The 24,082-nt window shown below is 70.7% G+C and carries 23 protein-coding genes; 1 reads left to right on the top strand and 22 read right to left on the bottom strand.

Going from position 1 to position 24,082, the window contains the following annotated elements:
* Window positions 1–7: 7 nt before the first annotated feature.
* The 18 genes from ABD401_RS09925 to ABD401_RS09840 all read right to left on the bottom strand — a co-directional run bounded on the left by ABD401_RS09925 (window position 8) and on the right by ABD401_RS09840 (window position 18,688).
* Window positions 8–1,075 (bottom strand): spirocyclase AveC family protein, encoded by a 1,068-nt coding sequence (locus ABD401_RS09925; RefSeq protein WP_344604161.1) that lies wholly within the window; start codon window positions 1,073–1,075, stop codon window positions 8–10.
* Window positions 1,075–1,821 (bottom strand): hypothetical protein, encoded by a 747-nt coding sequence (locus ABD401_RS09920; protein ID WP_344604159.1) that lies wholly within the window; start codon window positions 1,819–1,821, stop codon window positions 1,075–1,077. The genes ABD401_RS09925 and ABD401_RS09920 overlap by 1 nt, the downstream gene beginning before the upstream one ends.
* Window positions 1,818–2,969, bottom strand: coding sequence for an LLM class flavin-dependent oxidoreductase (locus ABD401_RS09915; RefSeq protein WP_344604157.1), 1,152 nt, complete (start codon window positions 2,967–2,969; stop codon window positions 1,818–1,820). The genes ABD401_RS09920 and ABD401_RS09915 overlap by 4 nt, the downstream gene beginning before the upstream one ends.
* A complete protein-coding gene (locus tag ABD401_RS09910) occupies window positions 2,970–3,707 on the bottom strand; it encodes a hypothetical protein (RefSeq protein ID WP_344604155.1) in 738 nt (245 codons plus the stop codon).
* Window positions 3,708–3,748: 41 nt separating this feature from the next.
* Entirely contained in the window at window positions 3,749–4,729 is a 981-nt protein-coding gene (locus tag ABD401_RS09905) for a DUF7065 domain-containing protein (RefSeq protein ID WP_344604153.1), read from the bottom strand.
* Window positions 4,726–6,396 carry a PEP-utilizing enzyme gene (locus tag ABD401_RS09900; RefSeq protein WP_344604151.1) on the bottom strand — a complete coding sequence of 557 codons (1,671 nt, stop codon included), beginning with the start codon at window positions 6,394–6,396 and terminating at the stop codon, window positions 4,726–4,728. Before ABD401_RS09900 ends, ABD401_RS09905 begins: the two co-directional genes overlap by 4 nt.
* Window positions 6,393–7,667 carry a cytochrome P450 gene (locus ABD401_RS09895; RefSeq protein ID WP_344604149.1) on the bottom strand — a complete coding sequence of 425 codons (1,275 nt, stop codon included), beginning with the start codon at window positions 7,665–7,667 and terminating at the stop codon, window positions 6,393–6,395. The genes ABD401_RS09900 and ABD401_RS09895 overlap by 4 nt, the downstream gene beginning before the upstream one ends.
* Window positions 7,664–8,755 (bottom strand): phosphotransferase, encoded by a 1,092-nt coding sequence (locus ABD401_RS09890; RefSeq protein ID WP_344604147.1) that lies wholly within the window; start codon window positions 8,753–8,755, stop codon window positions 7,664–7,666. The genes ABD401_RS09895 and ABD401_RS09890 overlap by 4 nt, the downstream gene beginning before the upstream one ends.
* Window positions 8,756–8,764: 9 nt before the next feature.
* A complete protein-coding gene (locus tag ABD401_RS09885) occupies window positions 8,765–9,835 on the bottom strand; it encodes a hypothetical protein (RefSeq protein WP_344604145.1) in 1,071 nt (356 codons plus the stop codon).
* Between the two features lie 153 nt (window positions 9,836–9,988).
* Window positions 9,989–10,654, bottom strand: a complete 666-nt coding sequence (locus tag ABD401_RS09880; RefSeq protein WP_344604143.1) for a TetR/AcrR family transcriptional regulator — start codon at window positions 10,652–10,654, stop codon at window positions 9,989–9,991.
* On the bottom strand, window positions 10,651–11,292 hold the full coding sequence (locus ABD401_RS09875; protein ID WP_344604141.1) for a TetR/AcrR family transcriptional regulator: 642 nt from the start codon (window positions 11,290–11,292) through the stop codon (window positions 10,651–10,653). Before ABD401_RS09875 ends, ABD401_RS09880 begins: the two co-directional genes overlap by 4 nt.
* Window positions 11,293–11,359: 67 nt before the next feature.
* Window positions 11,360–12,844, bottom strand: coding sequence for an ABC transporter substrate-binding protein (locus ABD401_RS09870; RefSeq protein WP_344604139.1), 1,485 nt, complete (start codon window positions 12,842–12,844; stop codon window positions 11,360–11,362).
* Window positions 12,845–12,946: 102 nt separating this feature from the next.
* Window positions 12,947–14,296 (bottom strand): hypothetical protein, encoded by a 1,350-nt coding sequence (locus ABD401_RS09865; protein ID WP_344604137.1) that lies wholly within the window; start codon window positions 14,294–14,296, stop codon window positions 12,947–12,949.
* Entirely contained in the window at window positions 14,293–14,988 is a 696-nt protein-coding gene (locus ABD401_RS09860) for an ABC transporter ATP-binding protein (protein WP_344604135.1), read from the bottom strand. Before ABD401_RS09860 ends, ABD401_RS09865 begins: the two co-directional genes overlap by 4 nt.
* The gene (locus ABD401_RS09855; protein ID WP_344604133.1) at window positions 14,981–15,805 is read right to left on the bottom strand and encodes an ABC transporter ATP-binding protein; all 825 of its coding nucleotides are present in this window, start codon (window positions 15,803–15,805) and stop codon (window positions 14,981–14,983) included. The genes ABD401_RS09860 and ABD401_RS09855 overlap by 8 nt, the downstream gene beginning before the upstream one ends.
* A complete protein-coding gene (locus ABD401_RS09850; RefSeq protein ID WP_344604131.1) occupies window positions 15,802–17,850 on the bottom strand; it encodes an ABC transporter permease in 2,049 nt (682 codons plus the stop codon). Before ABD401_RS09850 ends, ABD401_RS09855 begins: the two co-directional genes overlap by 4 nt.
* Window positions 17,847–18,356, bottom strand: a complete 510-nt coding sequence (locus tag ABD401_RS09845) for a hypothetical protein (RefSeq protein ID WP_344604129.1) — start codon at window positions 18,354–18,356, stop codon at window positions 17,847–17,849. The genes ABD401_RS09850 and ABD401_RS09845 overlap by 4 nt, the downstream gene beginning before the upstream one ends.
* Entirely contained in the window at window positions 18,353–18,688 is a 336-nt protein-coding gene (locus ABD401_RS09840; RefSeq protein WP_344604127.1) for a hypothetical protein, read from the bottom strand. Before ABD401_RS09840 ends, ABD401_RS09845 begins: the two co-directional genes overlap by 4 nt.
* Window positions 18,689–19,082: 394 nt before the next feature.
* Here ABD401_RS09840 and ABD401_RS09835 point away from each other — a divergent pair, with 394 nt between their 5' ends.
* Complete coding sequence (locus tag ABD401_RS09835) at window positions 19,083–19,541, top strand: Rmf/CrpP family protein (protein WP_344604125.1); 459 nt, start codon at window positions 19,083–19,085, stop codon at window positions 19,539–19,541.
* A 28-nt stretch (window positions 19,542–19,569) separates the two neighbouring features.
* Here ABD401_RS09835 and ABD401_RS09830 read toward each other — a convergent pair whose 3' ends face one another.
* The 4 genes from ABD401_RS09830 to ABD401_RS09815 all read right to left on the bottom strand — a co-directional run bounded on the left by ABD401_RS09830 (window position 19,570) and on the right by ABD401_RS09815 (window position 24,033).
* The gene (locus ABD401_RS09830) at window positions 19,570–20,052 is read right to left on the bottom strand and encodes a hypothetical protein (RefSeq protein ID WP_344604123.1); all 483 of its coding nucleotides are present in this window, start codon (window positions 20,050–20,052) and stop codon (window positions 19,570–19,572) included.
* Window positions 20,049–22,385 carry a molybdopterin oxidoreductase family protein gene (locus ABD401_RS09825; RefSeq protein ID WP_344604121.1) on the bottom strand — a complete coding sequence of 779 codons (2,337 nt, stop codon included), beginning with the start codon at window positions 22,383–22,385 and terminating at the stop codon, window positions 20,049–20,051. The genes ABD401_RS09830 and ABD401_RS09825 overlap by 4 nt, the downstream gene beginning before the upstream one ends.
* Before the next feature lie 94 nt (window positions 22,386–22,479).
* A complete protein-coding gene (locus tag ABD401_RS09820) occupies window positions 22,480–23,340 on the bottom strand; it encodes an LLM class F420-dependent oxidoreductase (RefSeq protein WP_344604119.1) in 861 nt (286 codons plus the stop codon).
* 57 nt (window positions 23,341–23,397) lie between these two features.
* Entirely contained in the window at window positions 23,398–24,033 is a 636-nt protein-coding gene (locus ABD401_RS09815) for an exopolysaccharide biosynthesis protein (RefSeq protein ID WP_344604117.1), read from the bottom strand.
* Window positions 24,034–24,082 lie beyond the last annotated feature (49 nt).

Here is a 24,082-nt window from a genome sequence, read left to right as displayed (position 1 = left end):
CGCGCCCTCACCCGTCGCTGCGCGGGATCGGCAGCCCCGGTCCCCCGCAGGTCGCGGGGTCGACGGCGTGGTCCGGGCAGGTCGTGCTCAGGTAGGACGGCATCTCCTCCGGCCAGGTGCCCGAGTGCAGAGCCAGGAACTGGCAGCCGACGTTGAACACGGCGATGGCGATCGTCATCCCGCCGAGCAGGGCGAGGAAGCGGACGAACGTCGTCCTCCCCGGGCTCAGCCGCAGGTTCTGCGCACCGCGCTCGGCCAGCGTGTAACCGCGGTCGTCCTTGAAGTACCGGACGGCGACCCAGGCGAAGCAGCCCACGCCGGCGACGACCGCGTAGATCAGCGAGTACTGGTAGCGCGTCCCCTCCCAGAGCAGCAGGTGGTCAGGGGCGCCGGGGAAGGCGTAGAAGCCCATCCGCACGGTGATGAACTCGATGACGGCCTCGACCAGGATGCTGCCGAGGATGCCCCAGAACAGCACGCTCGCCATGCCCATCGACGGCCGGCGGCGGCGCATCTTGTCCAGCGCCCAGCAACCGAACAACATGTACGGGAAGACCCACCAGACGTAGGCCGAGCCGACGAGCAGCGGCTCCAGCATCCGGTCCTGGTTCGGCGCGACGTAGGACGGGGCCTGCGCGGTCCAGCTCCCGAGGTTCACCAGGTGGGCGTTGTAGGTGAACCAGTTCTGGGAGTAGTTCATCCACGGGTCCCAGAACCACATGAACGGCAGCATCAGCAGGATCAGGCCGTCGTTGCTGATGCGGCCGTTACGCCGCCACGGCAGGATCAGGAACTTCGTGTAGAGGTAGAGAACGGCCGCGGAACCGCCGACCTGAAGGAGAATCAGGCAGACCTGCTCGCGGGTCGAGATCGGGTCGGGCCCCGGGTCCACCGGTTTGAAGTTGCCGGAGAGCACCCAGCGTCCCCACACGTACACGGTGAAGACGAGGACCAGGAAGCCGAAGGTCGCCATGACCACGACGGGGCCCGTCCGGGTCGGCGGCCGGGCCTCGACCGGCCGCGTCCCGAGGGAGAGGGACCCGGCGCTTCCGAGACGACCCGCGGTGTCGACCATCACCGAACTCCTTCGTGTCCTCCGACGAGAACCGCCTCGGGCTCGGCCGCGGCGGACGGGGCGTACTGCGCGTTGATCGCACGGATGGTGAGCACGGTCATCGAGGCGAACCAGATGAAGAACCAGGTCGCCGGGGCCCACCAGGAGAAGACGCCGTCCCAGGCGAACGGCCCGTTCTTGAAGAAGACGAGGAACGTCGCGGACATCTGGCCCGTGCCCATCATCACGCTGAGGTAGCCCGCCCAGCGCGGATAGATCGGCTCAGCGCTCGAGTCGCACAGGATCGCGAGACCGGTGACGACGTACCAGGTGACGAAGGGGACCCAGCCGATCAGGAACGCGATCCACCCGAAGTCGTTCAGGGTCCGGATCAGCTCGGCGGAGGTCTCCTCCGGCCGGTAGGCCGCGACCCACCAGATGATGTACGGCCCGCCGATCAGCAGCAGACTGGCCGAGTAGGCCGCGATCTGCAGGTCCAGCAGGGTCCGCGGGACACCGGCGATGCGACGGGTCTGCGCGCTGATGCTCGCCGCGAACGCCAGGTAGAACGGCAGCCCTACGTAACAGACCAGCAGCCCGGTGCGGATCGCGTTGGTGTCGCCGCGGTAGATCGCCGCGATCTCCTCCGCCGACGCGTTCGGGTCGAGCGGCGAGACGAAGTCGGCGATCGCCCAGAACCCGATGCCGAACAGGACGGCGAAGATCGCGCCGCCGCAGGCGCAGAAGATCTCGATGCCGCGCTTCACGCAGCGGCCGCCTTGACCGCCGCGAGGCAGGCGATGCTGCGGCCCAGCCCCTGCGCCGCGTCCTCCGGGTCGCAGACCACCGGCAGGTAGTCCGCCGGCGCCACGAAGCTCACCCCCGCCTCCGCGTACTCGAGCAGACGCGCGGCGACCTGCTCGGGGGTTCCCCACAGGTAACCGACCTCGGCGTGCTTGCGGGTGGTCCTCGCGAGGACGTCGTCGATGAACGCGGTCGGGGTCGCCTTGGGCAGGAAGTCCTTGAAGTACGCCCAGCCCTCGGGGGTCGGCGACGACAGACCGGCCTTCTCCCAGTCGGCGCCCTGGATACGCCCGAACGTCGCGGCGATCCACCGCACGATCGGGTTGTCCAGCGCCCGGTCGAGGACGTTCTCGTCCTCGTGGATCAGCACCGGGCAGAAGATGCCGAAGGTGAAGGCCTCCGGGTCACGGCCCTTGCGCTCGACGTCCTTGCGGACCGCGGCGATGACCTCCGCCGCCTCCTCCGGGGTCCCCCACGCACAGGGCGCGGCGGAGGACAGCCCGTCGCAGTAGGACGTGGCGACGTCGAGCAGCATCGGCCCCGACCCCATCGCGTGGATCCGCGGCCGGTGCGGCCGGGCGGAGCCGAGGAAGGCCTGCTTCATCGTCCAGTGGTTGCCCTCGTAGTCGAACGGGCCGTCACTGGTGCAGAAGGCGTCGAAGATCCGGGTGAAGTCCTCGAGGCTCTTGATGCCCCGGCTGCGCTTGTAGCCGAAGGGGCCGGTCTGCTTGACCTCACCGCCGCCGACGTGGACGACCATGTTGCCCTCGGCCATCTGTGCGAGCGTCAGCAGCATCTGGGTCAACTGCGCCGGGCCGATCCGCAGACCGTCGGTCAGCACCGAGATGCCGAGGTCCGGAGCGGCCGCGTGCGAGTACGCCGTCATCAGGAACGCGTCGTGGAGCGAGTCCGGGTCCCGGAGCATCGCGGCCATCGGAGCGTTCTCGGCGGTCCACAGTTGGGGCGGGACGAAGCTGCCCATCTGCGTGGACTGCGACATGAAGTCCACGACCCCGCTGTCGGCGAGCGCCTTCGCCTGCTGGGCGACGACACCCGGCGGGAAGTGCCGGTCACCCCAGAGGAACGCGGAGGTCTGCGGAACGACGGTCATTCACACTCCCGAAGGGACCAGGTCCGGGGTCCGGGCGACCGCGGACGATGAGCGGAGCCAGACGACGCAGGCCGCGACGATCCAGCCGAGTTGACTGCCGTAGGCGACACCGGCGACGAGGATCCCCTGGTTCGAGGACCACCAGATCCCGCTCGGGTCGAACAGCGCTCCGAAGTACAGGAACTGGCACGGCGCCGCGACGAGGGCGAGGATCCCGAGCCACCGCGGGAAGACACCCCGGCCGGTCACGAGGATCACCAGCGCGATCCCGCCGAACATCAGCACCCACAGCGGGGCGCACGTGACGATCGGCAGCAGGAACAGGTCGTGGTTGTACTGCGTGACCGACGGGTGCAGCTCTCCGACGCGGAACGAGACGCCGAAGACGCCGGTGACCCACAGAATCGGCGCGGCCAGGAAGGCGAAGGCGCCGAACAGGTAGGCCGTGGCCCCCGTGCCGTGTCCCTCCTCCGCCGACTTCAGCGCCGTGTAGAGGCGGGAGAGGAACAGACCGAGCGGAGCGAGCGCGGCCGCCCAGACGCACCCGGCCATCAGCTGAGTCGTGCGGTGCTCGGAGTAGAACGCGACGATCTGGTCGGCCGGGGCGTCGCTGTCCGGCGTCTCGCCGAACGTCGTGAAGACGTTCGTCTGCCAGAAGACGATCCAGGCGGTCATCATCAACGCGATGTAGCCGAGACCGCCCCAGGCACCCAGGCGGTTCAACTGACGCTCACTCATGGCAGAGCCCCTTCGGGACGGTGGGGTCGTGGCAGTTGCGCTCAGCGGTCGGCAGAACCGCTGCGTCGTTGTCGTCTTCGGACGTTGTCGATGGAGGCCATGTCCTGTGACTCGCCCCACCCGGGCTGCCCGTTGACCTCCCACTCGACCAGGCACCAGTCGACGTACCAGAGGTCGACGTACCGCAGCCGGTTACGCATTCGGCCGACGGCGGAGATCGTGCGGCCGTCGGGATCGACGAGCTCGACCTCGACCGCGAGCGGCGCGCCGTCGGAGGCGCGCTCGGTCACGCGGCGGTGGCCGGAGGCCGGGACCGACAGCACGCCGTCGACGATCATCAGCCCGTAGGCGAAATGGTCGGCCTCGTCGTCAGCCTTGGTCTTGTCCGGGGTGATCATCGTCGTGCTGAACGCCAGCTGATCCGAGATCCAGGCCATCTCCAGACCGCCGCGCATGTTCGCGAGGAACGGCCGCCGGACGCCCCAGGAGCGGTCGCGCATCTGGTGGCAGTCGACGTCGTAGCGTTCGCCGTCGATCACCAGGGAGCCGGTGACGTGCCCGAGCTGCTCGTAGTGGAAGTTGCCGAAGTCCTCGGTGCCGCGCTTGCCACCGGCGCTGAACGACACGTCGTAGGCCGGGGTGACGCCCCGCCAGTTCAGGTCCAGCGTGCATGCCTCGGACTGGTAGGTCAGCCGGTACTCCCCCAGCGGCGCCAACGTCTCGACGCTCATGCCGTTGGTGAGCGAGAACGAGAACATGTCCGCCTCGGCGGGCAGCGGGTTGAACGGGAACCAGTGGTAGTACAGGCAGTCGTCGCGGTGCGAGCCGTTCCCGTCCCACACCGCGACGCCGCCGGCGACGAGGTTCATGTTCGGGCGGACCCAGTAGTAGAAGAACCCGTTGATCTCCCGCTCGGGGATCTGGAAGCCGAACCACGCCGACTCGTTCCACCACGGGTCGGGGCTCCCACGGTGGAAGCTGTCCGCGCCGGACGCCGGCGTCAGGATCCGCTCGTCACTCATGCCGCGCGTTCCAAGATCTCGACGGTCCCGGTCCCGCCGTCGACGCGGATGCGGTCGCCGGTGCGGATCACGCTGGTGCCGACCTGGGTGTTCACCACGCAGGGCAGGCCGAGCTCGCGGGCCACGACGGCGGCGTGGCTGAGCGCCCCGCCGATGTCGACGACCAGCGCCGCCGAGACGAACATGATCGACGCCCAACTCGGGTCGGTCGTCGGGGACACGAGGATCTCGCCGTCGTCGACCTCGCCGAAGTCCGCGTCGAGCACGACGCGGGCGACGCCCTCGATCACCCCGGGGCTGACACCGACGCCGCTCACGGTGTTCTGCCCGGCGACCGACCGGCGCACCTCGTCCGCGGCGTCGACCGCACGGGTGGCCGTGGGCATGCCGCGCCACTCGCTCGGGATCACCAGGGTCTCGTAGAGCGCGCGGCGTCCCCGGCGGCGGGCGACGAGGTCGGTCACGTCCCGCGGGAGTTGCGAGGCGGTGAGCTCATGGGTCGTCAGGTAGAAGACGTCCTCGGGGTCCGAGAGCACACCGTCGGCAGCGAGCAGAGCACCCATCCGGCGCGCGACGCCACGGCAGACGTCGACGCTCTGCAGCATGCCCCGCTTGGGGACCCCGCGCTGCGGGATGTACCGCCCGGCGGCGGCGAGCAGGCCGCGCACGGCCGGCCGCTGCCAGACCGGCACTGACGCCACGACCTCGTCGACCATCTGCCGGTAGTTGGCGTGCGCGGCGGCGTCCCGGGCGGCAGGCGACTCGCTCTCGTCATAGGTCCGGTAGCCCTCGAGGATCCGGAGCAGCGGCGCCGGGTCCTCGCGCCAGGAACGGCTGGACGCCTCGCCCTCACCCGGCCCGTGGTACCCGTGGCGCAGCAGGAACTCGGGCAGGTCCAACTGGCCCTTGGACACCGCCCACATGTCGGCCAACATGCCCGCCTCGGCGCCGCCGGACCCGCTCAGCACCGCGGCGTCGCCGACCCCGGTGCGGCGCACCAGCGCCTCGACCGCGTCGAACAGCGGCGTGATGACCGCGAACGTCATGTGCCCCTGAGCGATCAGGACGCGGACGAAGACGTCGCACGCCTCGGTCAGGCACGCGCGCGCCTCGGCCAGGTCCATCTGCGGCAGCCGCTGGATCGTCCGCCGGTACCACTGGTCGGTCTCGGCGGAGACCGTCCGGACCTCGCGCGGTGAGGTGGTCACCACCTTCGCCATGCTCGCCGCCACGCGCGCGTAGAAGCGCCGCGTCGGGTTGGACGCCAGGGTCGGCGGCACCCGCCCGAGCAGCGAGAGCGCCACCTTCTCCGCGCTGGTGCCGGGCATCCGGTCACCCATGACGGCGAAGAAGTCGACGTTCCAGCCGATGCGGCCGTAGAACGGCCGCATCGTCCAGGTGTTCGGGTCCGCCGGTACCGCCCGTTCGACCGCGGTCAGCGCACCCATGTCCGCGATCGCGCCGCGGAACGCCCGTTCGGCGTTACCGCCCCAGAACGTCCACCCCAGCGGAGTGAGGACGCCCGGCATGGCCTCGCCGACGTTCGTCCGCGTCCAGTGCTCGTCGGGGCGGCTGAACGCGTGCAGCGGGTCCCAGGCCTCGACGGTGACCGAAGTCGGATCGAGCTCGGTCGCGGGTTCGGTGGGGGGTTTGGAAGGGTCCGTCACACGTCCCACTCGAACTCCAGGCTGACCGGCCGGTGGAAGATCATCCCCGGCTGTACCCGGATCTGCTGGTCCGGAACAAGGCGCAGGTTGGGCAGCCGCGTGATGGCCGTCTCGAGGGCGACCTTCATGTCGAGACGCGCCAGCGGGGCGCCGATGCACAGGTGGACGCCGGTGCCGAAGTGGATGCTGCGGCGCATCTCCGACGGGTCCCGGTCGATGTCGAACTTCTCCGGGTTCGAGAACACCGCCGGGTCGTTGTTCGCCGACTGCACCAGCAGGAACAGGTTCGAGCCCGCCGGGATCTTCTGGCCGTAGAACTCCACGTCCTCGAGCACCTGTCGCACGATGCCGCGGGCCGGCGTGAGACGACGCAGCGACTCCTCGACCGCCTTGGGCACGAGCGACAGGTCGTCCCGCAGGCGCGCGAGGACCTCCGGGTGCTGGGCGAGCATGTTCAGCGAGAAGCTGATGCCGCCGGCGCTGGTCTCGAACCCGGCGATGACGAACTGCCCGATGATGCCGAGGATCTCGAGGTCGGTGAGGCTGCTCTCGCCCTCCTCCTGGGCCAGGACGAGCTCGCTGATTGCGTCGTCCCCGGGCTCCTTGCGGCGCGCGGCGATCGCGTCGTTGAGGTACTCGCTGAACTTGACCTGGTCGCGCGCCAGCTCCAGGCGGCGCTCCGGGGTGATGCTCGGCAGGAACAGCTCCGTCATGCCCAGGGTCCAGTCGCGGAACCGCTGGTTGTCCTCGTCGGGCAGGCCGAGGAACTTGATGATCACGTGCAGCGGCATCGGCGTCGCGAACTTCTCGACGAGGTCGGCGCGGCCGTCGGCGACGAACTCGTCGATGAGGGCGTTGGCGGCGTCGCGGACCGCCTGCTCGCGGCGGGCGACCGACTTCGGCGTCAGCGGGTGGTTCGCAAGTCGGCGGATGCGGGTGTGCTCCGGCGGGTTGGTGTTGACGAGCGCGGGAATCCAGGGCGCGTAGCCGTGCGGCAGCTGATCCTTCACCTCGTCCGGCACCTCGCCGACGAGATCGGCGGGCATGCTGCCGAAACGCTTGGAGTCCTTCGCCACCGCGGCGACGTCCTCGTAGCGGGTCAGGATCCACGCGTCCATCTCGGCCACGTACATGATCGGTGCGGCCTCACGGAGCTGCCCGAACAGCGCGCAGGTGTCCCAGGTGCCGGCGAGCACCTCGAGCATGCTCGGCTGCCGCGCGCCGGCGCCCGCCGGGCAGCCGGTCGGAGCTTCGGTGGTGGTGTCGGTCATGACGAACCCTTCAGGAGCGCGGCGGAGTCGAGGTCGATCGCCATGTCGGCGTATCGCTTGGCCTGGGCGGCGATGTAGGCGTCGATCTCCGGGGTGGAGACGACCTGGGCGGCCAGGCCGACGAACAGGAACGCGCCGTAGAGCGCACCCTCGCGGTAGGCGTTCCAGCAGGCGTCGGCGTCGAAGTCCTCGACACCGGCACCGACGAGCTGGGCGTGGTAGTCGGCGACGAGGGCCTTTTCCTGCACACGGCGGTCCTCGGTCGGCAGGGACGAACCGATCAGGTAGGCCAGGTCGATCCCGGGCGGACCGAGGCGGACGGTCTGGAAGTCGATGACCGTGATCGCCGGCGCGCCGGGGGCGGTGCCGCGCATGAGGTTGTCGCTGCGGAAGTCGCCGTGCTGCACGACGGTCGGGCGGCCCCAGCTGCGCACCCACTCCCCCGCGCGGGGCAGGTTGGCGCGGAAGAACTCGATGTGCTCGGCGTCCAGGCTGTCCCCGAACCGGGCGACGAAGGGCTCCAGGCCCTGGCCCATCGCCTCGAACATCCCGATCGCGCGGGCGGGGTCGGCCAGCCAGGCCAGTTTCTCCACCTGCGGGGAGTTCCACAGCGGCGCCTGGAAGGCCACCAGCTCGGTGATCGCGGCCCGGCAGGCCTCCAGCATCTCCTCGACCGTCGACCCGGCGCCGACGTTCGGGATCGGGGCGGCCACACCGGTGAGGTCGGCCATCACCAGGGTGAACAGACCTGAGGTGGGGTCAGACTCGCCCAGGTAGCAGGTGGGGATGCTCATCCCGGGCACCAGCGGCGCGACGTCCCGGTAGAAGCTGACCTCCAGGTCGTACATCCCCATCGCCTTCGCCATCCCGAAACTGCCCGGGTCGGTGGAGGGGATCTTCACGATCACGGAGGCGGGAGCGGTGGTCTCGCCGTCGTAGCTCAGGGACGCGCGGATCATTCGCGCGAAGGCGCCACCACCGAGCTGCTCGGTGGACACCGCGGTCACCCTCGCGTCGCCGAGCACGTCGGCCAGGGCGGCGGTGAACCAGTCGGCGGTCATCTCCTCGACGGAGTTCACGATCGTCATGACGGCGGCCTACTTTCCGTACGGCGGGTAGTCGGGCGAGTCCGGGAAGCAGTGCAGCAACCCGGGGTCCTTCGCCAGCAGCCGCCGCCAGTACCGCCGGTAGTGGCGGAAGTTCATGAAGTCCTGGTCCTCGCCGTACACGACCTGGCCGTCGTACTCCCAGCGGACCAGGGACCACCAGTTGATGATGTCGCTGTTGATCGGCCACTTGAGCCAGTTCATCGTCTGGCCCTCGGCGTGCAGCTCACGGCCGAGCTCGTCGACGGCGTCGATCACCTGACGCAGCACCCGACCGTCGCGGCCCCGCTCCGCGCGGCGGGTGCCCCCCACGATCTGGGCCTTGACCCCGTCGCGGATGTAGAACCCGGTCGTCACGGTCTCGGTCGTGCCCTCGATCGGGTCGTCCTCGAACGCCAGCGTCGTCTGCGGGTCGTACAGGTGCCAGCCGCTCTCCGGCGAGGCGAAGACGTACGGCCAGCCCGCGCGCAGCGGGTCCTTCACGTCCGCGTGCCGCGGACCCCAACCGCGGTCGCGCAGGGCGCCGCAGTCGATCTCGATCCGCTCACCCTCGAGCTCGATCCAGCCCCGGAACCAGCCGGCGTGCTCGTAGTGCCCGACCGAGAAGTCACCCTCCTTGGCGACCCAGTTCTTGATGCCCGGGTCCTCCTCGCCGCTCTTGGTCAGCTTCATGTAATGCGGCTCGGCCATCGCGGTCCACGTCAGGTCGAACGTGAAGCCGTTCCTGTCGTAGGTGATGTGGTACTCCTGCTGCGGCGTCACCATCTGGCACGACAACGAGTTCGACAGCGTGAAGTCGTACATGTCCGAGCCCGGCGGGATCGCCAGGTGCTGGTCCCACCCGTAGTACAGGCAGTTGTAGACGTCCTCACCGGTGTGGTCCCACACCGCCGGGCCGGCCACGACCAGGTTCATGTTCGGACGCCAGTACCAATAGATGAACCCGCACAGATTCCGCTCCGGCACTGTGAACCCGAAGAGCGTGTTCTCGCTCCAGTACGGGTCGTCACTTCGCTTGTGCCAGTGCTCGTCGGCAACGTCGATCCGGTCGGTCCAACCCATGCGGCGTCCTTGAGTCGATCGGGGCGGGGGGCGTGCGCTCAATCACGCATTAGACAGAGTGTGCAACATCTTGGACGCTCTGTCTAGAGACGTTGTGCAAGGACCGGGCGAATGTCGCCAGGGCTCGAATCAGCCGGCGAATCAGCCGGCGAATCAGCCGCGCGGAGCGGCGATCGGGCGCTGCGGAGAACCGACGTAGAGGGTGTGCCACAGCATCGAGGTGAAGGTGGCGAGCAGTCGGTCGACCGCGTCCTCGTCGGCCTCGGCCACCACGTTGCCGAGACCTCGCTCAAGCATCGCCACGGTCCAGGCGGCGGTCTCCGCCGCGACCAGGTCGGGGTCGACCCAACCCTCCTTCTGCCCGTGCTCGATGTGCACACGCAGTTCGTCGGTGACGCGGGCGATCGCCTGGTCGAGGCGGTCGCGGACCTCGGTGTTCTGCGACGCCTCGTCGTTGAACGCCGCCAGCAACCGGCGGTGCTCGACGTAGACCTCGGCGATGCCGCGCAGCGCGCGGCCGAGGTCGTCCTGGGTGGCGGCCCCGTCGAGTGCGAACCAGGCGGCGGTGGCCTTCGCCAGCTCCTCCTCCACCTCGGCGAACCACGCCTCGAGCAGGCCGGCCTTGCCGTCGAAGTAGATGTAGAAGGTCGCCCGCGACAGTCCGGCGGTCGAGGCCAGTCGCTCCACCGAGACGGTGGAGTACGACTCCCCCGCGGCCGCGAGCTCCTCGATGGCCGCCAGCAGGCGGTCGCGGATGCTCCGGCGGCGGTCCTCGGCCTCGGCCTTCTTCCGGCTCCGCTTCGTCCTCGGGGCGCTCAATGCAGCGCCTTCCAGACGATGTCCGTCATCGCGGTGACGACGCGCTCGGGGTCCTGGTCCTCGGGCCGCAGGCTCAGCTGCATGAGCCCGCGTTCGAAGCCCCAGGTGAGCCACTGCCCGACGGCGTCGGGATCCAGGTCGGCGCGGATCACGCCGGCCCGCTGGCCGCTGCGGACGTAGCCGGCGATGCCGGCGACACCGTTCGCCATGTAGTCGAGGTACTCGTCGCGGACCCGTGCGTCGTGCGAGACCGACTCGGAGACCGCGCGCATCAGCAGGGCGTGCGGCCGGTACACCTCGACCAGATGCCGGAGGGCGACGCGGAGTTCCTCCTTGTCGGCCTCCGGCGGGAGCATCCACCACACCCGGCTGGCGTCGAGCGAGGCGCCCATGACGTCACCGACGAGCGCGCGGAGCAGGTCGCCCTTGTCCTCGAAGTAGTTGTAGAACGTCGACCGGGAGATCTCGGCCTCGGCCGCCATCTGCTCCACCGTCAGCGCGCCGTAGGTCTCCTGCTCGAGCAGGCGCTCGACAGCCGGGAGCAACCAGCGCGAGATCAGCTCACGGCGTTCGATGTGCCGGCGATCGAGGGGCTGGGCTCGCCGGCTGGTACCGGTCGGCGTCGTGGGTGAGGACATGGCTACCCGCCAGCCTAGCCGCGCGACGCCGTCGCCCGGGCGCGTCGCCGCGCCCGGGCGGACGGCTTTACTGGGGCCCCTTGGCGTTGACCTTCAGGCACTTGGAGCCTTCGGGCGCGACGAACTTGCCCTGAGAGATCGCGACCAGGAAGTAGCAGGACGTGATGCCGTCCCGCGGGAGCTTCGGGGTGAACGTCAGCGGGGCGACCAGACCACCGAGGGTCTCGTTCTTGATGGTGTAGAGACCCTTGATGACGTCGGCCGAGGTCGGGTTGGCCGGCAGGCCGGCCCGGACCGCGTGCGCCGCCAGGACACCCGAGGCGTAGGCCATCGCCGGGCTCGGACCGCCGAGCGGACGGCCGAAGTACTTCTGCAGGTCCTCGGCGTACTTCTTGGGACCGGGCAGCGAGGCGTCCACCCACGGGAAGGTGTTCAGCGGCGCGAAGAAGTTGTTCTGGTTCAGGGCCGCGTAGTCGGTGAGGTTCGCGCTCAGACCGAGGCTGATGCCGAGGAAGATCGGCTTGTAGTCCTGCGCGTGGCAGTTCGTCGCCAGGCGGCCGACACTGGGGCCGTCGAGGATGGCGATGATCGCCTCGGCCCCGGCGCGCTTGGCCGCGATGCACTGCGAGGTGTAGCTCGGCGCGACGACGGACGCCTTCTGCGACAGGACGATCTCGCCGCCCATCGCCTTGACGACCGGCGACCCGACCTGCAGGTCCTTGCTCGCCGCGACCGGGCCGCAGGAGTTCGGGATCTCGGTGCAGTAGAAGACCGCGATCTTCTTCGCGCCCTTGCTGATGGCGATCTCCGCGTCCGCCGCGCCGATGACGCTGACGAAGGGGCCGATCGGGAAGAACATCGGGTTCTCGAAGAACGGCAGCTCGGAGGAGTCGCCACCGATCGACGGGACGCCGACCTCCTTGAGGTACTTCTCGATGCCGGCGACGGACAGCGGCATGTCCAGGCCGATGAAGGCCAGCACCTTGTCGTTCTGGACCATGCGCTGGGCGATGGTCAGCGCCGTCGCCGGGTCGCCACCGTCGTCGGCGGAGACCACGCGCACCGGGTGGCCACCGAAGCCGCCACAGGCGTTGGCCGACTTCGCCCAGACCTGCAGCGCCTCCGGCAGGCCCTTGAAGAGCTCACCGAGCAGACCGGACTGGGTGCTGATGTTCCCGAGCGTCACGACCGAACCCGAGGTGGCGCACTTGTTGCCGCTGCCCGCGGCCGCCTTGCCGGGCTGCGCCGCGGTGCCGGTCGAGGCGCCGCCCGCGGTGGTCGCCTTGCCCGGCGCCGCGGTGGCCGCGCCGCCGGCGCTCTGACCGGGAGCCGTGGTGTCCGGACCTGCCACCGCGCCGGGGTCGACGGCCCCGATTCCGGCGCCGGTGTCGGCACCGGGCGCGGCGCCCGTGTCGAACCCGGTGCTGCCGTCGGGGGCCGCGACCACGCCGGCGGAGTTCGCCGCGACGAACTCCTGGCTGTCACGCCGGGAGCCGCATCCGGACAGGGCGAGGGTCGCCGTCAGGGCGCCGACCAGCAGACCGACGGTCAACTGGCGGCGTCCCGGGACGCGCGATGAGGCGGATCGCCTGAACTTCATTCGGGTGGTTCCTCTCGGGGCCGGACGGCGGCTCGACGGTTCGAGAACGGGGGCTTACTTGACGGCGAGGAAACGGACCAGGTGCGCCGCGCCGAGGGCGCCGAGCGCCGCGACGACGAGCATCAGGTACGGGCTCTCGCCGTAGGAGGCCGCGCGCCCGGCGAGGGCGACGACACCGGTCTGCGGCGAGGCCGCGGGCGCGAGTTCGACGGTGGGCACGGCACCCGGAAGCTGGCCGGTGGCCGTCTCCGGCAGAGCGGCGGCGTCGGGCGGGAGTGCGCCCGGGAGCTGGCCGGCGGCGGCATCGATCGCTCCGGACAGCTCGGGTGAGATGCCCCCGACGGTGGAGTCGACGACGTCCGCGCCGGTGGTCACGGACCCGCCGTTGGTGGCGGAGAGGGTGACCCGGCCGAAGGTGTAGACGACGTCGACCTTGCCCTGGGTGGGAACGTTCTGGCTCGACCTCACCTGCAAGGCACCGGAGGAAACCGTGCGGATCGTCTTGCGCGCGTCGGGCTGGGCGCCGGTGCTGGTGGTGCCGTCGGTGTAGGTGAACGTGCGCGGCAGGTAGGTCAGGGCCAGGCCCTGCGGCTCGAGCGCGGCGTTGAGTGCGGTGATCGAGGACGGCGTGAGCGGGACGGGCGCACCGGCGACCAGCGACCCGTCGTCCCGGATGCCGGAGGGGAAGTTGCTGGCGACGGTGACGGTGCCGAGGTCGGTGGTGCCGGTGATGACGGGCTTGCCGTTCGGCGACTTGGTCATCGACAGGACCGAGGACACCCGGCCGAGGTCGAGCACCCCACCGAAGCTGAACGCCGAGGCACCCGCGGCACCCTCGGTGGTGACGGTGCCGTCGTCGTTGGCGGTGGCGCGGGCGATGGCGAACCCGGTCGAGCTGTCCGAGCCGATCTGACCGAGTCGGACGCTGCCGACCGAGGAGCGCTCCGCCGTGCGGGCCGAGAGCTCGTAGCCGCCGGTCTTCTGCTCGTCGATCGCGTTGGCCGGGTAGCTGGCCGCGACGTAGCCGGGGAACGGCGGGATCGCGGGCAGGTTGCCCGCACCGAGGCCGGTCACGGTGGAGGGCAGCGAGTAGCCGAACGGCGCGTAGGGGGCACCGGCGTCGGCCTTGACGACACCGGAGCTCGACAGGGTCGCCGAGGCGCCGTAGGGGCTCGCATCGACGACCTGGGTCACCGGCAGGTTGTTGTCGGCGATGTGGATGTCGAGCGAGCTCGCGCCGGCGAGCAGCTCGTAGTCGGTGGGGGCGTCGGCCTGGGCCGAGCCGCCCAGCACCAGGCCGCTCACGGCGAGCAGGGCGATCGCCCCGGCACCGGCGGCGACGCGGCGGCCGGTGGCCCGGCTCAGCCGGGTGCTCGAGGTCGGCTTTGCGGCGCGGTGGGTCATCGACTCGCTCCCAGGTAGGACTCGGCGACGGCGCTCTCGCTGAGTTCGCCGGGTTCGCCGGCGAAGGTGATGCGGCCGCGGTTGAGGATGTAGACGTAGTCGGCGAACTCCAGTGCCCGCGCGACGTACTGCTCGACGAGCAGCAGGGACTTCCCGGACCGGGCGAGGCCCTCCAGGAACTCGAAGATCTCCGAGACGATCTTCGGCGCCAGCCCCATCGACACCTCGTCCAGGAGCACGATCGAGGGGTCGCTGACGTAGGTGTGGGCGAGGGCGAGCATCTGCTGCTCACCACCGCTCATGGTGCCGGCGAGCTGCGTGGCGCGCTCCCCCAGGCGCGGGAACGCCTCGGCCGCGCGGGCCATCGCACGCTTGTCGACCTGCGGCGGTGCCTGCAGGCGCACGTTGTCCGCGACCGACAGACCCGGGAAGACGCCCCGCCCCTCGGGGACGTGACAGATACCCCGCCGGGCGAGGTCCTCGGTCGGGCGGCCGGTGACGTCGACGCCGTCGAGGATGATCTGACCCCCCGTCGGCTTGAGCAGACCGGACGCGACGCGCAGCAGGGTGGTCTTGCCCGCACCGTTCGGGCCGATCAGCGCCACGACCGAGGAGTCCGGAACGATCAGGTCGACGTTGCGCAGCACCGTGCCGGTGTCGTAGCCGGCGGTGATGCCCCGTAGCTCAAGCATGCGCTGCCTCCGCTCCGTCGATCGATTCGGCTGCGGAGTCCAGCGCACTCGACTCGGTGCCGAGGTAGGCCTCGAGGACGATCGGAGACGCGAGCGCCTCGGCCGTCGGGCCCTGATGGATCAGCCGCCCGAAGTCCAGGACGTAGATGTAGCTGCAGATCGAGGACACCAGCGCCATGTCGTGCTCGACGAGCAGGATCCCGACGCCCCGGTCGGCGACGAAGTCGAGCAGGATCTGCCCGAACTTCTCGGTCTCCTCGGGGTCCAGACCGGAGGACGGCTCGTCGAGGAGCAGGAACGAGAACGGGGTCGCGATCGCGCGGGCGAGCTCGACGAGCCGGCGCTGACCGGTCGACAGGTCCCCCGCGGTGCGCCGGGCCAGGCCCGTGATCCCGCAGAGTTCCAGGGCGTCCGCGGCCCGCGCGGCGATCTTCCTGCGCTCCCCCGGCGGGCAGAACATCTGCCCGAAGGGGCGGCCGGCGGCGAGGAAGGACTCGACGCCGAGCTCGACGTTCTCCACGACCGTCATCGAGTCGAAGAGCTCCATGCGCTGGAACGTGCGGCCCAGGCCACGCGCCGCGCGCTTGGAGGTGCCGTGCCCGTCCAGGACCGTCCGGCCCAGCCGCACGGAACCGCTCGCCGCCGGGACGACCCCGGTGCAGGCGTTGAACGTCGTGGTCTTGCCGGCCCCGTTCGGGCCGATGAGGCCGGTGATCTGCCCGGCCGGCGCCGTCAGCGTCACCTCCGAGACCGCGACCAGACCGCCGAAGCGGACCGTGACGCCGTCGATCTCCAGCGACGGGAGCTCGCGCGTCATGCCGCCACCCCCTCACGCACACGGCCCTGAACTCGCTGGACCCGGACGGCCGTCGGGGTGCGCCGCCCGACGCGGGCGATGCCGCGTCGGCCGAGCGTCGGCACCCGCAGCGCCGGGGCGATCGCCACGCCGAGGGCGAGCGCACCGAAGATCGCGCCCTGGTAGTCGACGAAGGTCTCGCTGTTGAACGGCTCGTAGATCCGGATGACGACGAACAGCACCGCCGCGATCACCGGCGACAGGATCGGCCGGCGGCCGCAGAAGGTCAGGACCGCCACCAGCACGAGGGAGTTGAAGTACCCGAACGAGCCACCCGCGTTGCCGGAGGCGGACTGCGGGACGCCCGCGATCAGGACGCCACCCACCGCGGCCAGGAACGCCGAGAGGCTGAAGACCATCAGGCACGTCAGGCGCGTGTTGGTCGCGTGCGCCGCCAGGGCCGCCGGCGAGTCGCCGAGGCCGCGGAGCAGACGACCGAGGCGGCTGCGACGGACCGTCAGAATCATGGCGACGCACCCCAGCGCGATGACCAGCGCCGTGTAGTAGTAGCCGCGGTCGCTCGCGGTGTCCATGCCGAACAGCTCCGGACGGGAGACCGAGCGGATGTCGGCGGCGCCGAACATGAAGTCGGTGGCGTAGATCAGGTTCTGGAACAGCAGCCCGAACCCGAACGTGGCCACCGCCAGGTACGTGCCCGACAGACGGAACGACGGGATCGAGACCAGCGCACCGACCGGGATCGCGACCAACGCACCCGCGAGCAGCGCGAGCAGCCACGGCCACCCGGCGTTCTGCGCGTGGTAGAAGGTCGTGGCCCCGACGGCGGCGAACGCCATGTGACACAGCGAGAGCTGGCCCGAGGTCCAGATCAGCAGACCCAGCGAGGCGAGCACGATCGCGAACCCGATCGCGGTCGTGTACTGGTTGATGTCGGCGGAGTCGACGACGAACGGGACCATCACCGCGGCCGACAGCCCGAGCGCGCCGGCCGGGAGCATGACCTGCGGCGGGAACTGGCGGATCGGCGTCGCCCGCCGGGCCCGCTTCGCACCGCGCTCGATCAGCTTGCGCCTGGGCACGAACAGCAGCGCCGCGACCAGGACCAGGAACGGCACCTGCGTGTAGAGCTGCGAGAGCACGACGTCGGTCTGGCCGGCGAGCTTGTCGGACAGGATGTTCATCGTGATGCCGATGCCGATCGCGGACGCGAACGTCAGCGGCAGGCTGGAGAACCCGCCGAGCGCCGCGGCGCCGAACGCCGTCACGTAGAGCAGCAGCATCTGGTTGACCTGGATGCCCAGGCCCGGAGCGATCAACATGCCCGAGATCGAGACGAACGACGAGCCGATCGCCCACGCGTAGCGGCGGACCACGACCGGGCTGGTCGCCTCCAGCGCGAGCAGGTTCGGGTCCTCGACCACGGCCTGCATCGCGACACCGAGGCGGGCGCGCTTGAAGTACAGGTACAGACCGGCCGTGGAGGCGAGAGCGAAGACCGTGACGATGACCTGGCTCGCCTGCACGCGCACCTCGCCGATCGCGAAGCTGTCCGTCGGCAGGTACTGCGAGAACTGCAGGGTCGCCGGGCCGTAGGCGCCGGTGAGGACCGACTGCAGGAAGACCAGCAGACCGATCGTCGCCACGATCTTCATGACCGGGGGCGCCTCGGCCAGCAGGTAGGCCATCCGCTCCAGGATCAGCGAACCGCCGATGCCGACGATCAGCAGCGCCAGCAGCGCCGCCACCGGCCACGGCATCCCGGCGTCGATCCGGAAGCTGTAGAACACGTACGCCGACGCGGCCGCCTGGCCACCGATGGCGAGGTTGAAGATGCCGGAGGTCTTGAAGGTCAGAACCAGGCCGAGCGCCGCGAGAGCGTAGATCGAGCCGTCCGAGATGCCGTTGATGACGAACGGCCACAAGTCGTTCGCCGACGCCAGGAGCCCGCCGACCAGCAGCAGGACCACGGTCAGGCCGATCTGCTGCGGACGGCCCTTGAGGTTCGTGCGCGCGGCGTCGCCCGCGCGGGTGAGAACGGTGCTCATGGGCGGCACGCTCCGCACGCCGCGCGGCCCGCGGCCTCGTGCGCCGAGCGTTCGGCCGCCGGCCAGTTCCGCCCGGTCGCGAGCGGGCAGTCCGCGCGGTGGAACCGGCGCAGCGACTCACCCGCCACCAGCACGGGCGAGGACGCGCGGGGGGCCAGGCTCTCCTTCGCGGTCGCCGCGGTCTCGGGAAGCGCGGCCGCGCGCGCCACCGTGGCCGGGCGCAGCTGAGCCCGCCGGCGCTCGACGAGGCGGCGACGGCGGGTGCAGATCGAGCGACGCCCGTTGAGGAACCAGGACACCAGTCCCGCGCCGGCCAGCAGCGTGCCGGCGGCGGAGAGGTTCAGGGCGGCAATCTGGTCACCCTCGACGAGCTTGTCCGACGCGCTGTACCAGCCGACGAACCACAGCAGGGCGCCGACGCCGACCAGGATCGACGTGACCGCGAGGTCGGCCGGGGTCCACAGCGTCGCGGCCACCGGGGGGCGACGTCGCTGACGGGTCGTCACTGAGCCGACCCCACCAGGGAGTTCGGCGTCACGACGGTCGGAGCGGCCTGGGCGGCGGCGTCCTCCTCGGCCTGGAGGGCGAGCAGCTCCTCCAGCTTGTCCAGCTGCGTCCACTCGTCACGCAGGTCGGCGGACAGCCAGAGGATCCCGCCCAGACCGAGCAGGAACAGTCCCCCGAACCCGGCCGAGATGACGTACGGGATCTGCTCGGCGGTGTAGAGCTTGTTGCTGACCCCGATCCAGCCCAGCACCAGCGCGATCGCGCCGGCCACCACGCAGACCCACGCACCGGCTCGGTCCCAGCTGAGCCGGAGCCACTGTCCGAGATCCATCTGCAGTTCCTCTCCGTCCTGACGGGTCGGCGCACCGCAGCCGGCCGGCACGGGTCGGCCGGGTCGGCGTGCAGGTTGCTGCCCGTCGAGGGGCGATTCGGGGGCGGGTCGGGCCGCAGCCCGGGAAGTTCACCGGTTGTCGGGGGGGCGCCGGGGGTGGCGCAGGTCCCATGGTGACGAAACTTGCACAGGTTGTCTAGAGGGCTTGTCCAAGATCTTGCACAGGGTGCCTAATCAGCGTTCGGCGGGCGCCCGGGTCGGTTCCACCGGCGTCGATTCTGCCTGCGTACGGCGGGTCCGCTCGGTTCTGTCGGTCCGGAGCGCTACACAGTGAACAACGAGTCATCGGCTCCTGAGCAACATGCGCAACAGGCGAGACCGGAAGAGGGCAGCGATGGGGCAAGTCCTACGGCTGGTCGGGTCGCCCGACCCGGTCGAGGTGCTCGACGCCGAGGAGCGGCGAGCGGCGCTGGTGCTGATCTACGCGTGCGCCCAGCAGCGGCGGCGCGGAGCGCTGGCCCGGCACCGGCGGCAGCCGTGCGACCCCTGGGCGTTTCTCGACCCCGAGGAGCCCGACGCCCGCGCCCTCGCCCAGGCATGGGTCCGCGGGTGGGAGGACCACGAGGCGGTCCTGACCGCGGTCGGCCGCGGGGCCTGCGCGGCCGAGGCCGGCCAGTCCCCCGAGGCGTGCCCCTACCCCGCCGACTCCGACGACGAGGACGAGAGCTTCCTCGTCAAGCACTGGCTCTACGGCTGGCGCGCCCGCGGCGGCCGGTGCGGCGGTGAGCCCCGGATCGCCCCGGTGATCCCGCTCCCCCGTGAAAAAAGGGTGACACCCCTTACTGCGCAGTAAGGGGTGTCACCCTTTATTGACACGGGCGTCAGGTGAGCAGAACCTGGGTCGCGGACTCCTTGAGCTTCGCGTTCGCCCAGCGCATCTGACGGAGGTTCTCGGTGTGCGCGCGCTGGGCCAACTCGATCAGCGGGAGGTCCTGGACACCCTGCGCCCCCTGGGCGATCAGCTCCCAGTCGACCGAGACACCGGCGGCCGCCAGGTAGATCTCCCGCAGGTCGAGCAGCAGGAGCATCCCGGCCTCGGGCTCGCGGCCGAGGACCTCGGCCGCGCGCTCCCGGAGACGTTCGACCAGACGCGTCTCCAACCGCGGCTCGGGGTCGAGGTCCTCGTCGTAACGGCGGGCCTGCTCCGCGATCGCGCGGACGTGCTCGGTCGACCAGGCCGCGAGGGTGCGGGACAGGTGGTAGACGTCCTGGTCCGCCTCGTGTCGCTCGCCGGCGTGCAGCAGCCGTTGGGCGAGTTCGGTCTCGGAGCGGTGCAGTTCCCGCAGGGCCAGGCCGAGCTTCATCGCTGCCCACCGTCCTTCGTCAGGTTCCGCACCGACACCGCGGCGGTCTTGAACAACGGCTGGCGCGACGCCGGGTCCCAGGACGTGATCGTCAGTTCGTTGGCGGCGCGCTCGTGGCCGTCGTCCTCGGTCTTGGTGTCCCAGTAGCCGTAGTGAAACGGCAGGAACACCACGCCCTCACGGATCCCGCCGATCCGCGCCGGGGCGCGCACACTCCCGCGCGGGGAACGGATCTCGAGCAGGTCGCCCTCCTCGACACCGAGCCGCTCGGCGTCCGGGGCCGACACCTCCACCCACACCTCCGGCGCGGCGGCGTCGAGCTGCGGGGCGCGGGCCGTCTTGGTCCGGGTGTGGAAGTGGTAGAGCGTCCGCCCGGTTGTCAGGACGAACGGGTGATCGTCGCTCGGGGTCTCCGGCGGCGGCGTGTACTCGGCGCCCTTGAACATCGCCTTGCCGTCCGGGTTGAAGGCTCGGTACTCCGCCGGCTCCATCGGGGCGCCGGTGAGCAGATCGCGGCCGTAGGTCTCGCAGTAGTCCGCGGCCGCGAAGAACTTCCCGTCCACGTACAGCCGTTCGGTCCCGTCGGGGTTCTCGGCGGTGCACGGCCACTGGACGCCGCCGCGCTCACGCAGCATCGCGTAGCTCAACCCGGTGTAGTCGCAGGGGCGGCCGCGGCTGCACTCCTGCCAGGCCGCGAACGCACTCGCGGGGTCGGTCCAGTGGATCAGCGGCTCCCCGGACCGGTTGCGGAGGTCGAGGCGCCGGGCGTAGTCGAGGAAGATGTCGAGATCTGACCGAGCGTCACCCGGGGGGTCGACCGCCCGACCCGAGTAGTGCACGGTGCGGTCGGCGTTGGTGAACGTGCCCTCCTTCTCGGCCCACGTGGCGGCCGGGAGGACGACGTCGGCGAGCTCGGTGGTCTCGGTCGGGAAGATGTCCTGGACGACCAGGAACAGACGTTCCTGCGCGAGGATCGACCGGATCCGCGCGAGCTCCGGCAGCGACACCGCCGGGTTGGTCGCCGAGACCCACCACATGCGGATCGACCCCTCCTCGATGTAGCGCAGCTGCTGCATCACGTGGGTCGGCGGGCTGTAGTGCGGAATGTCGTGCATGTCGAGGCCCCACACACGCGCCAGGTCCGCGACCTGCGCGTCGGAGGACCAGTTGCGGAAACCCGCCAGGTCGCCGTCCGCGCCGCACTCGCGGGTGTTCTCCGCGGTGGGCTGGCCGTTCATCTGCAGGATCCCGCAGCCCGGCTTGCCCAGCATCCCGCGCAGGAGGTTGAGGTTGTTGACCTGCACGGCCGCGGCGGTCGCCTGGTGCGACTGGTAGAAGCCCTGCAGGACCGTCGACAGCAGTCGCTGCGCGGACCCCACCACCCGAGCGGCCGCGCGGATGTCCGCCGCCGGCACGCGGCAGATCTCCGCGGCCCACTCGGGCGTGCACGGCTTCACCTGCTTCGCGAGTTCGTCGTAGCCGACGGTGTGGGCGGCGATGTAGTCCTCGTCCGTCCACCCGTTCACGATCACCTCGTGCAGCAGCGCATTCATCAGGGCGAGGTTCGTCCCGGGCAGCGGCGCGAGATGCACGGTGGCGTGCTCGGCCACCGGCGTCCGGCGCGGGTCGACGCAGATGACCTGCGGCGGGTTCGGTCCGGCGAGGCGGTCGAGGATTCGCGACCACAGCACGGTCTGCGTGGCCGCCATGTTGTGGCCGAAGAGCGCGATCACGTCGGCGTGGTCGACGTCGGCGTACGAGCCGGGCTGGCCGTCGCACCCGAAGCTCTGCTTCAGCGCCTCGGCGGAGGTCGCGGTGCACAACCGGGTGTTGCCGTCGACGTGGTTGGTGCGCAGCCCGCCGTGCGCGAGGACGCCCAGCGTGTAGTACTCCTCCAGGAACAGCTGGCCCGACGTGTAGAAGCCGATCGCGGACGGCCCGTGCTCGTCGAGCAACTCGCGGGTCCGGCGGACGATCGCGTCCATCGCGGTGTCCCAGTCGGTCTCGACCAGGTGCCCGTTGCGCCGGATCAGCGGACGCGTCAACCGGTCGGTCGAGTTGTTCGCCTGCCAGCCGTAGAGGTCCTTCGGCCCGAGCCGGCCGTGGTTGACGCGGTCGTGCGCGCGGCCGCGCACCCCGACGATCCGGCCCCCGGCCACCGCGACGTCCAGCGCGTCCCCGTTGGAGTGCAGGATGCTCGCCGTCGGCACCCACCGCTCGACGTCAGCCTCACTCACCCCGTCGGCGAGGTAGCTGTCGACCCGCTCCGGCCAGGTCTCCCCCGGCCCGTAGGGAGTCCGTGCGCCCCAGGGTTCCGCGATCCGTGCGTCCATACCGAGGACGTGCCCGCCCCCGATTCCGGCTAACGCCCCGTTTCCTGGCCGTCCCCTTCGAACCAGTGGGGGTGGGGCCGGACGGATCAGCGCGTCAGACGCCGGCGGCGGTGAGGGCGTCGAGGGCGCGGTCGAGGTCCTCGGGCCCGAAGGCGGCGAGGGGGACGATGAGCCGGTCGACCCCGAGGTCGCGGTAGCGGTCGGCGAGGCCGGGGCCGAAGCTGCCGAACGCGGGGGCGATGGAGATCTGGAAGCCGTCGCGCGAACGGCCCTCCTTCTCCAGCTCGACGTCGAGCCGGGTCAGCACGCCGGGCAGGTCCTCCGGGGTGATGTTCATGCCGTTGTACCCCTGACCGAACCGGGCGGCCCGGCGCAGGGCGGCGTCACTGCCGCCGCCCACGTGGATCGGCGGGTGCGGCGTCTGCACCGGCTTCGGGTACAGCCGGCTCGGCGGCAGCTCGTAGTAGCGCCCGGAGTACGACGCGACCTCGTCGGTCCACAGCGCCCGCATCACCGCGAGGTGGTCGTCGGTGCGCAGACCCCGATTCGCCCACGGCACGTTCAGCGCCTCGTACTCCTCCCGCAGCCAGCCCACCCCGACGCCGAAGTCGACGCGGCCGCGGGAGAGGACGTCGAGGTCCGCCACCTGCTTGGCCGTGTAGACCGGGTTGCGCTGCCCGACGATGCAGATGCCGGTGCCGAGGCGGACCGTCGTCGTCCGCGCGGCGAGGTAGCTCAGCGCGACGAAGGGCTCCAGCAACCCGGCGTCCGCCGGCACGGGGGCCCGGCCGTCCGGGCTGTAGGGGTAGCGACTGTCGTAGGAGTCGAAGAGCACCACGTGCTCGGCGACCCACACCGACTCGATCCCCCGCTCCTCGACGGCGACCGCCAGGTGATCGAGGAACTCGGGCCGGCCCGCGCCGTACGCGAGCCCGAACATGACACCGATCTTCACACCGCACCTCCGCGGCGACATCTAAATGCATTAGGTGACGCGACGGAAGGGCCGGTCTCAGAACATGCTGCCCATCGCGGAGGCGACGGTCCCGGCGAGGGCGACGATCAGCGCCATCCCGCCGACCCCGGCCAGCACGCCGACGCCGACGAGAATCGCGTCGCCGAACAGCACCCCGAGGCTGACCAGCACGATGCCGGCCGACGGCAGGGTGTCGAGGCCGCTGAACGGGGGCGCGACGATCGCGCCGATCACGAAGAGCACGACGATCAGGCCGAACACGATCCGCCCCGCGTTGCTCTGCACCGTGCGGGCGAAGCGCGGCCGGGCGATCTTCTCCACCTTCTCCAGCGGAGTGACCAGCCGGCGCCGCGCCTTCTCCGACTGCAGCGACTTCAGCTCCTTGTCCCGCACCCGCCGCGGGAGCCACGGCTCGTCGCGGCCCACGACCAGCTGCAACGCGAGCAGCAGCGTCGCGGCTTCGAGGACGTGCGTGATGCCCGCCGTCGGGATCGGCAGCGCCGAGGGCATCATCAGCAGCACGAACGCGACCGCGAACGCCTGCTGCCCGAAGTGCTTGAGCAGCCCGCCGAGCGTCTTCGGCTCGTCGTCACCCAGCCACGCATCGAGGCGGTCGCTGAGCGCGCGCTCGGGGATGGCCTGCTCCGGGGTCGCGCCCCGCGCCGTCGTCATGCCCAGGCCCTACCCCCGAAGGGCCCGGTTCAGCCTCGGAGCACCGGTG

Origin of the sequence: Sporichthya brevicatena (assembly GCF_039525035.1) — a bacterium.
GTDB lineage: Bacteria > Actinomycetota > Actinomycetes > Sporichthyales > Sporichthyaceae > Sporichthya > Sporichthya brevicatena.
The sequence above is the reverse complement of the archived record's forward strand: the minus strand, read 5'-3'. Positions and strand labels throughout refer to the sequence as shown.

Coding starts and splice junctions, on each gene's coding strand:
- ABD401_RS09925 (WP_344604161.1), bottom strand. CDS start 1,075: ATGGTCGACACCGCGGGTCGTCTCGGAAGCGCCGGGTCCCTCTCCCTC.
- ABD401_RS09915 (WP_344604157.1), bottom strand. CDS start 2,969: ATGACCGTCGTTCCGCAGACCTCCGCGTTCCTCTGGGGTGACCGGCAC.
- ABD401_RS09910 (WP_344604155.1), bottom strand. CDS start 3,707: ATGAGTGAGCGTCAGTTGAACCGCCTGGGTGCCTGGGGCGGTCTCGGC.
- ABD401_RS09905 (WP_344604153.1), bottom strand. CDS start 4,729: ATGAGTGACGAGCGGATCCTGACGCCGGCGTCCGGCGCGGACAGCTTC.
- ABD401_RS09895 (WP_344604149.1), bottom strand. CDS start 7,667: ATGACCGACACCACCACCGAAGCTCCGACCGGCTGCCCGGCGGGCGCC.
- ABD401_RS09890 (WP_344604147.1), bottom strand. CDS start 8,755: ATGACGATCGTGAACTCCGTCGAGGAGATGACCGCCGACTGGTTCACC.
- ABD401_RS09885 (WP_344604145.1), bottom strand. CDS start 9,835: ATGGGTTGGACCGACCGGATCGACGTTGCCGACGAGCACTGGCACAAG.
- ABD401_RS09875 (WP_344604141.1), bottom strand. CDS start 11,292: ATGTCCTCACCCACGACGCCGACCGGTACCAGCCGGCGAGCCCAGCCC.
- ABD401_RS09865 (WP_344604137.1), bottom strand. CDS start 14,296: ATGACCCACCGCGCCGCAAAGCCGACCTCGAGCACCCGGCTGAGCCGG.
- ABD401_RS09860 (WP_344604135.1), bottom strand. CDS start 14,988: ATGCTTGAGCTACGGGGCATCACCGCCGGCTACGACACCGGCACGGTG.
- ABD401_RS09855 (WP_344604133.1), bottom strand. CDS start 15,805: ATGACGCGCGAGCTCCCGTCGCTGGAGATCGACGGCGTCACGGTCCGC.
- ABD401_RS09850 (WP_344604131.1), bottom strand. CDS start 17,850: ATGAGCACCGTTCTCACCCGCGCGGGCGACGCCGCGCGCACGAACCTC.
- ABD401_RS09840 (WP_344604127.1), bottom strand. CDS start 18,688: ATGGATCTCGGACAGTGGCTCCGGCTCAGCTGGGACCGAGCCGGTGCG.
- ABD401_RS09835 (WP_344604125.1), top strand. CDS start 19,083: ATGGGGCAAGTCCTACGGCTGGTCGGGTCGCCCGACCCGGTCGAGGTG.
- ABD401_RS09830 (WP_344604123.1), bottom strand. CDS start 20,052: ATGAAGCTCGGCCTGGCCCTGCGGGAACTGCACCGCTCCGAGACCGAA.
- ABD401_RS09825 (WP_344604121.1), bottom strand. CDS start 22,385: ATGGACGCACGGATCGCGGAACCCTGGGGCGCACGGACTCCCTACGGG.
- ABD401_RS09815 (WP_344604117.1), bottom strand. CDS start 24,033: ATGACGACGGCGCGGGGCGCGACCCCGGAGCAGGCCATCCCCGAGCGC.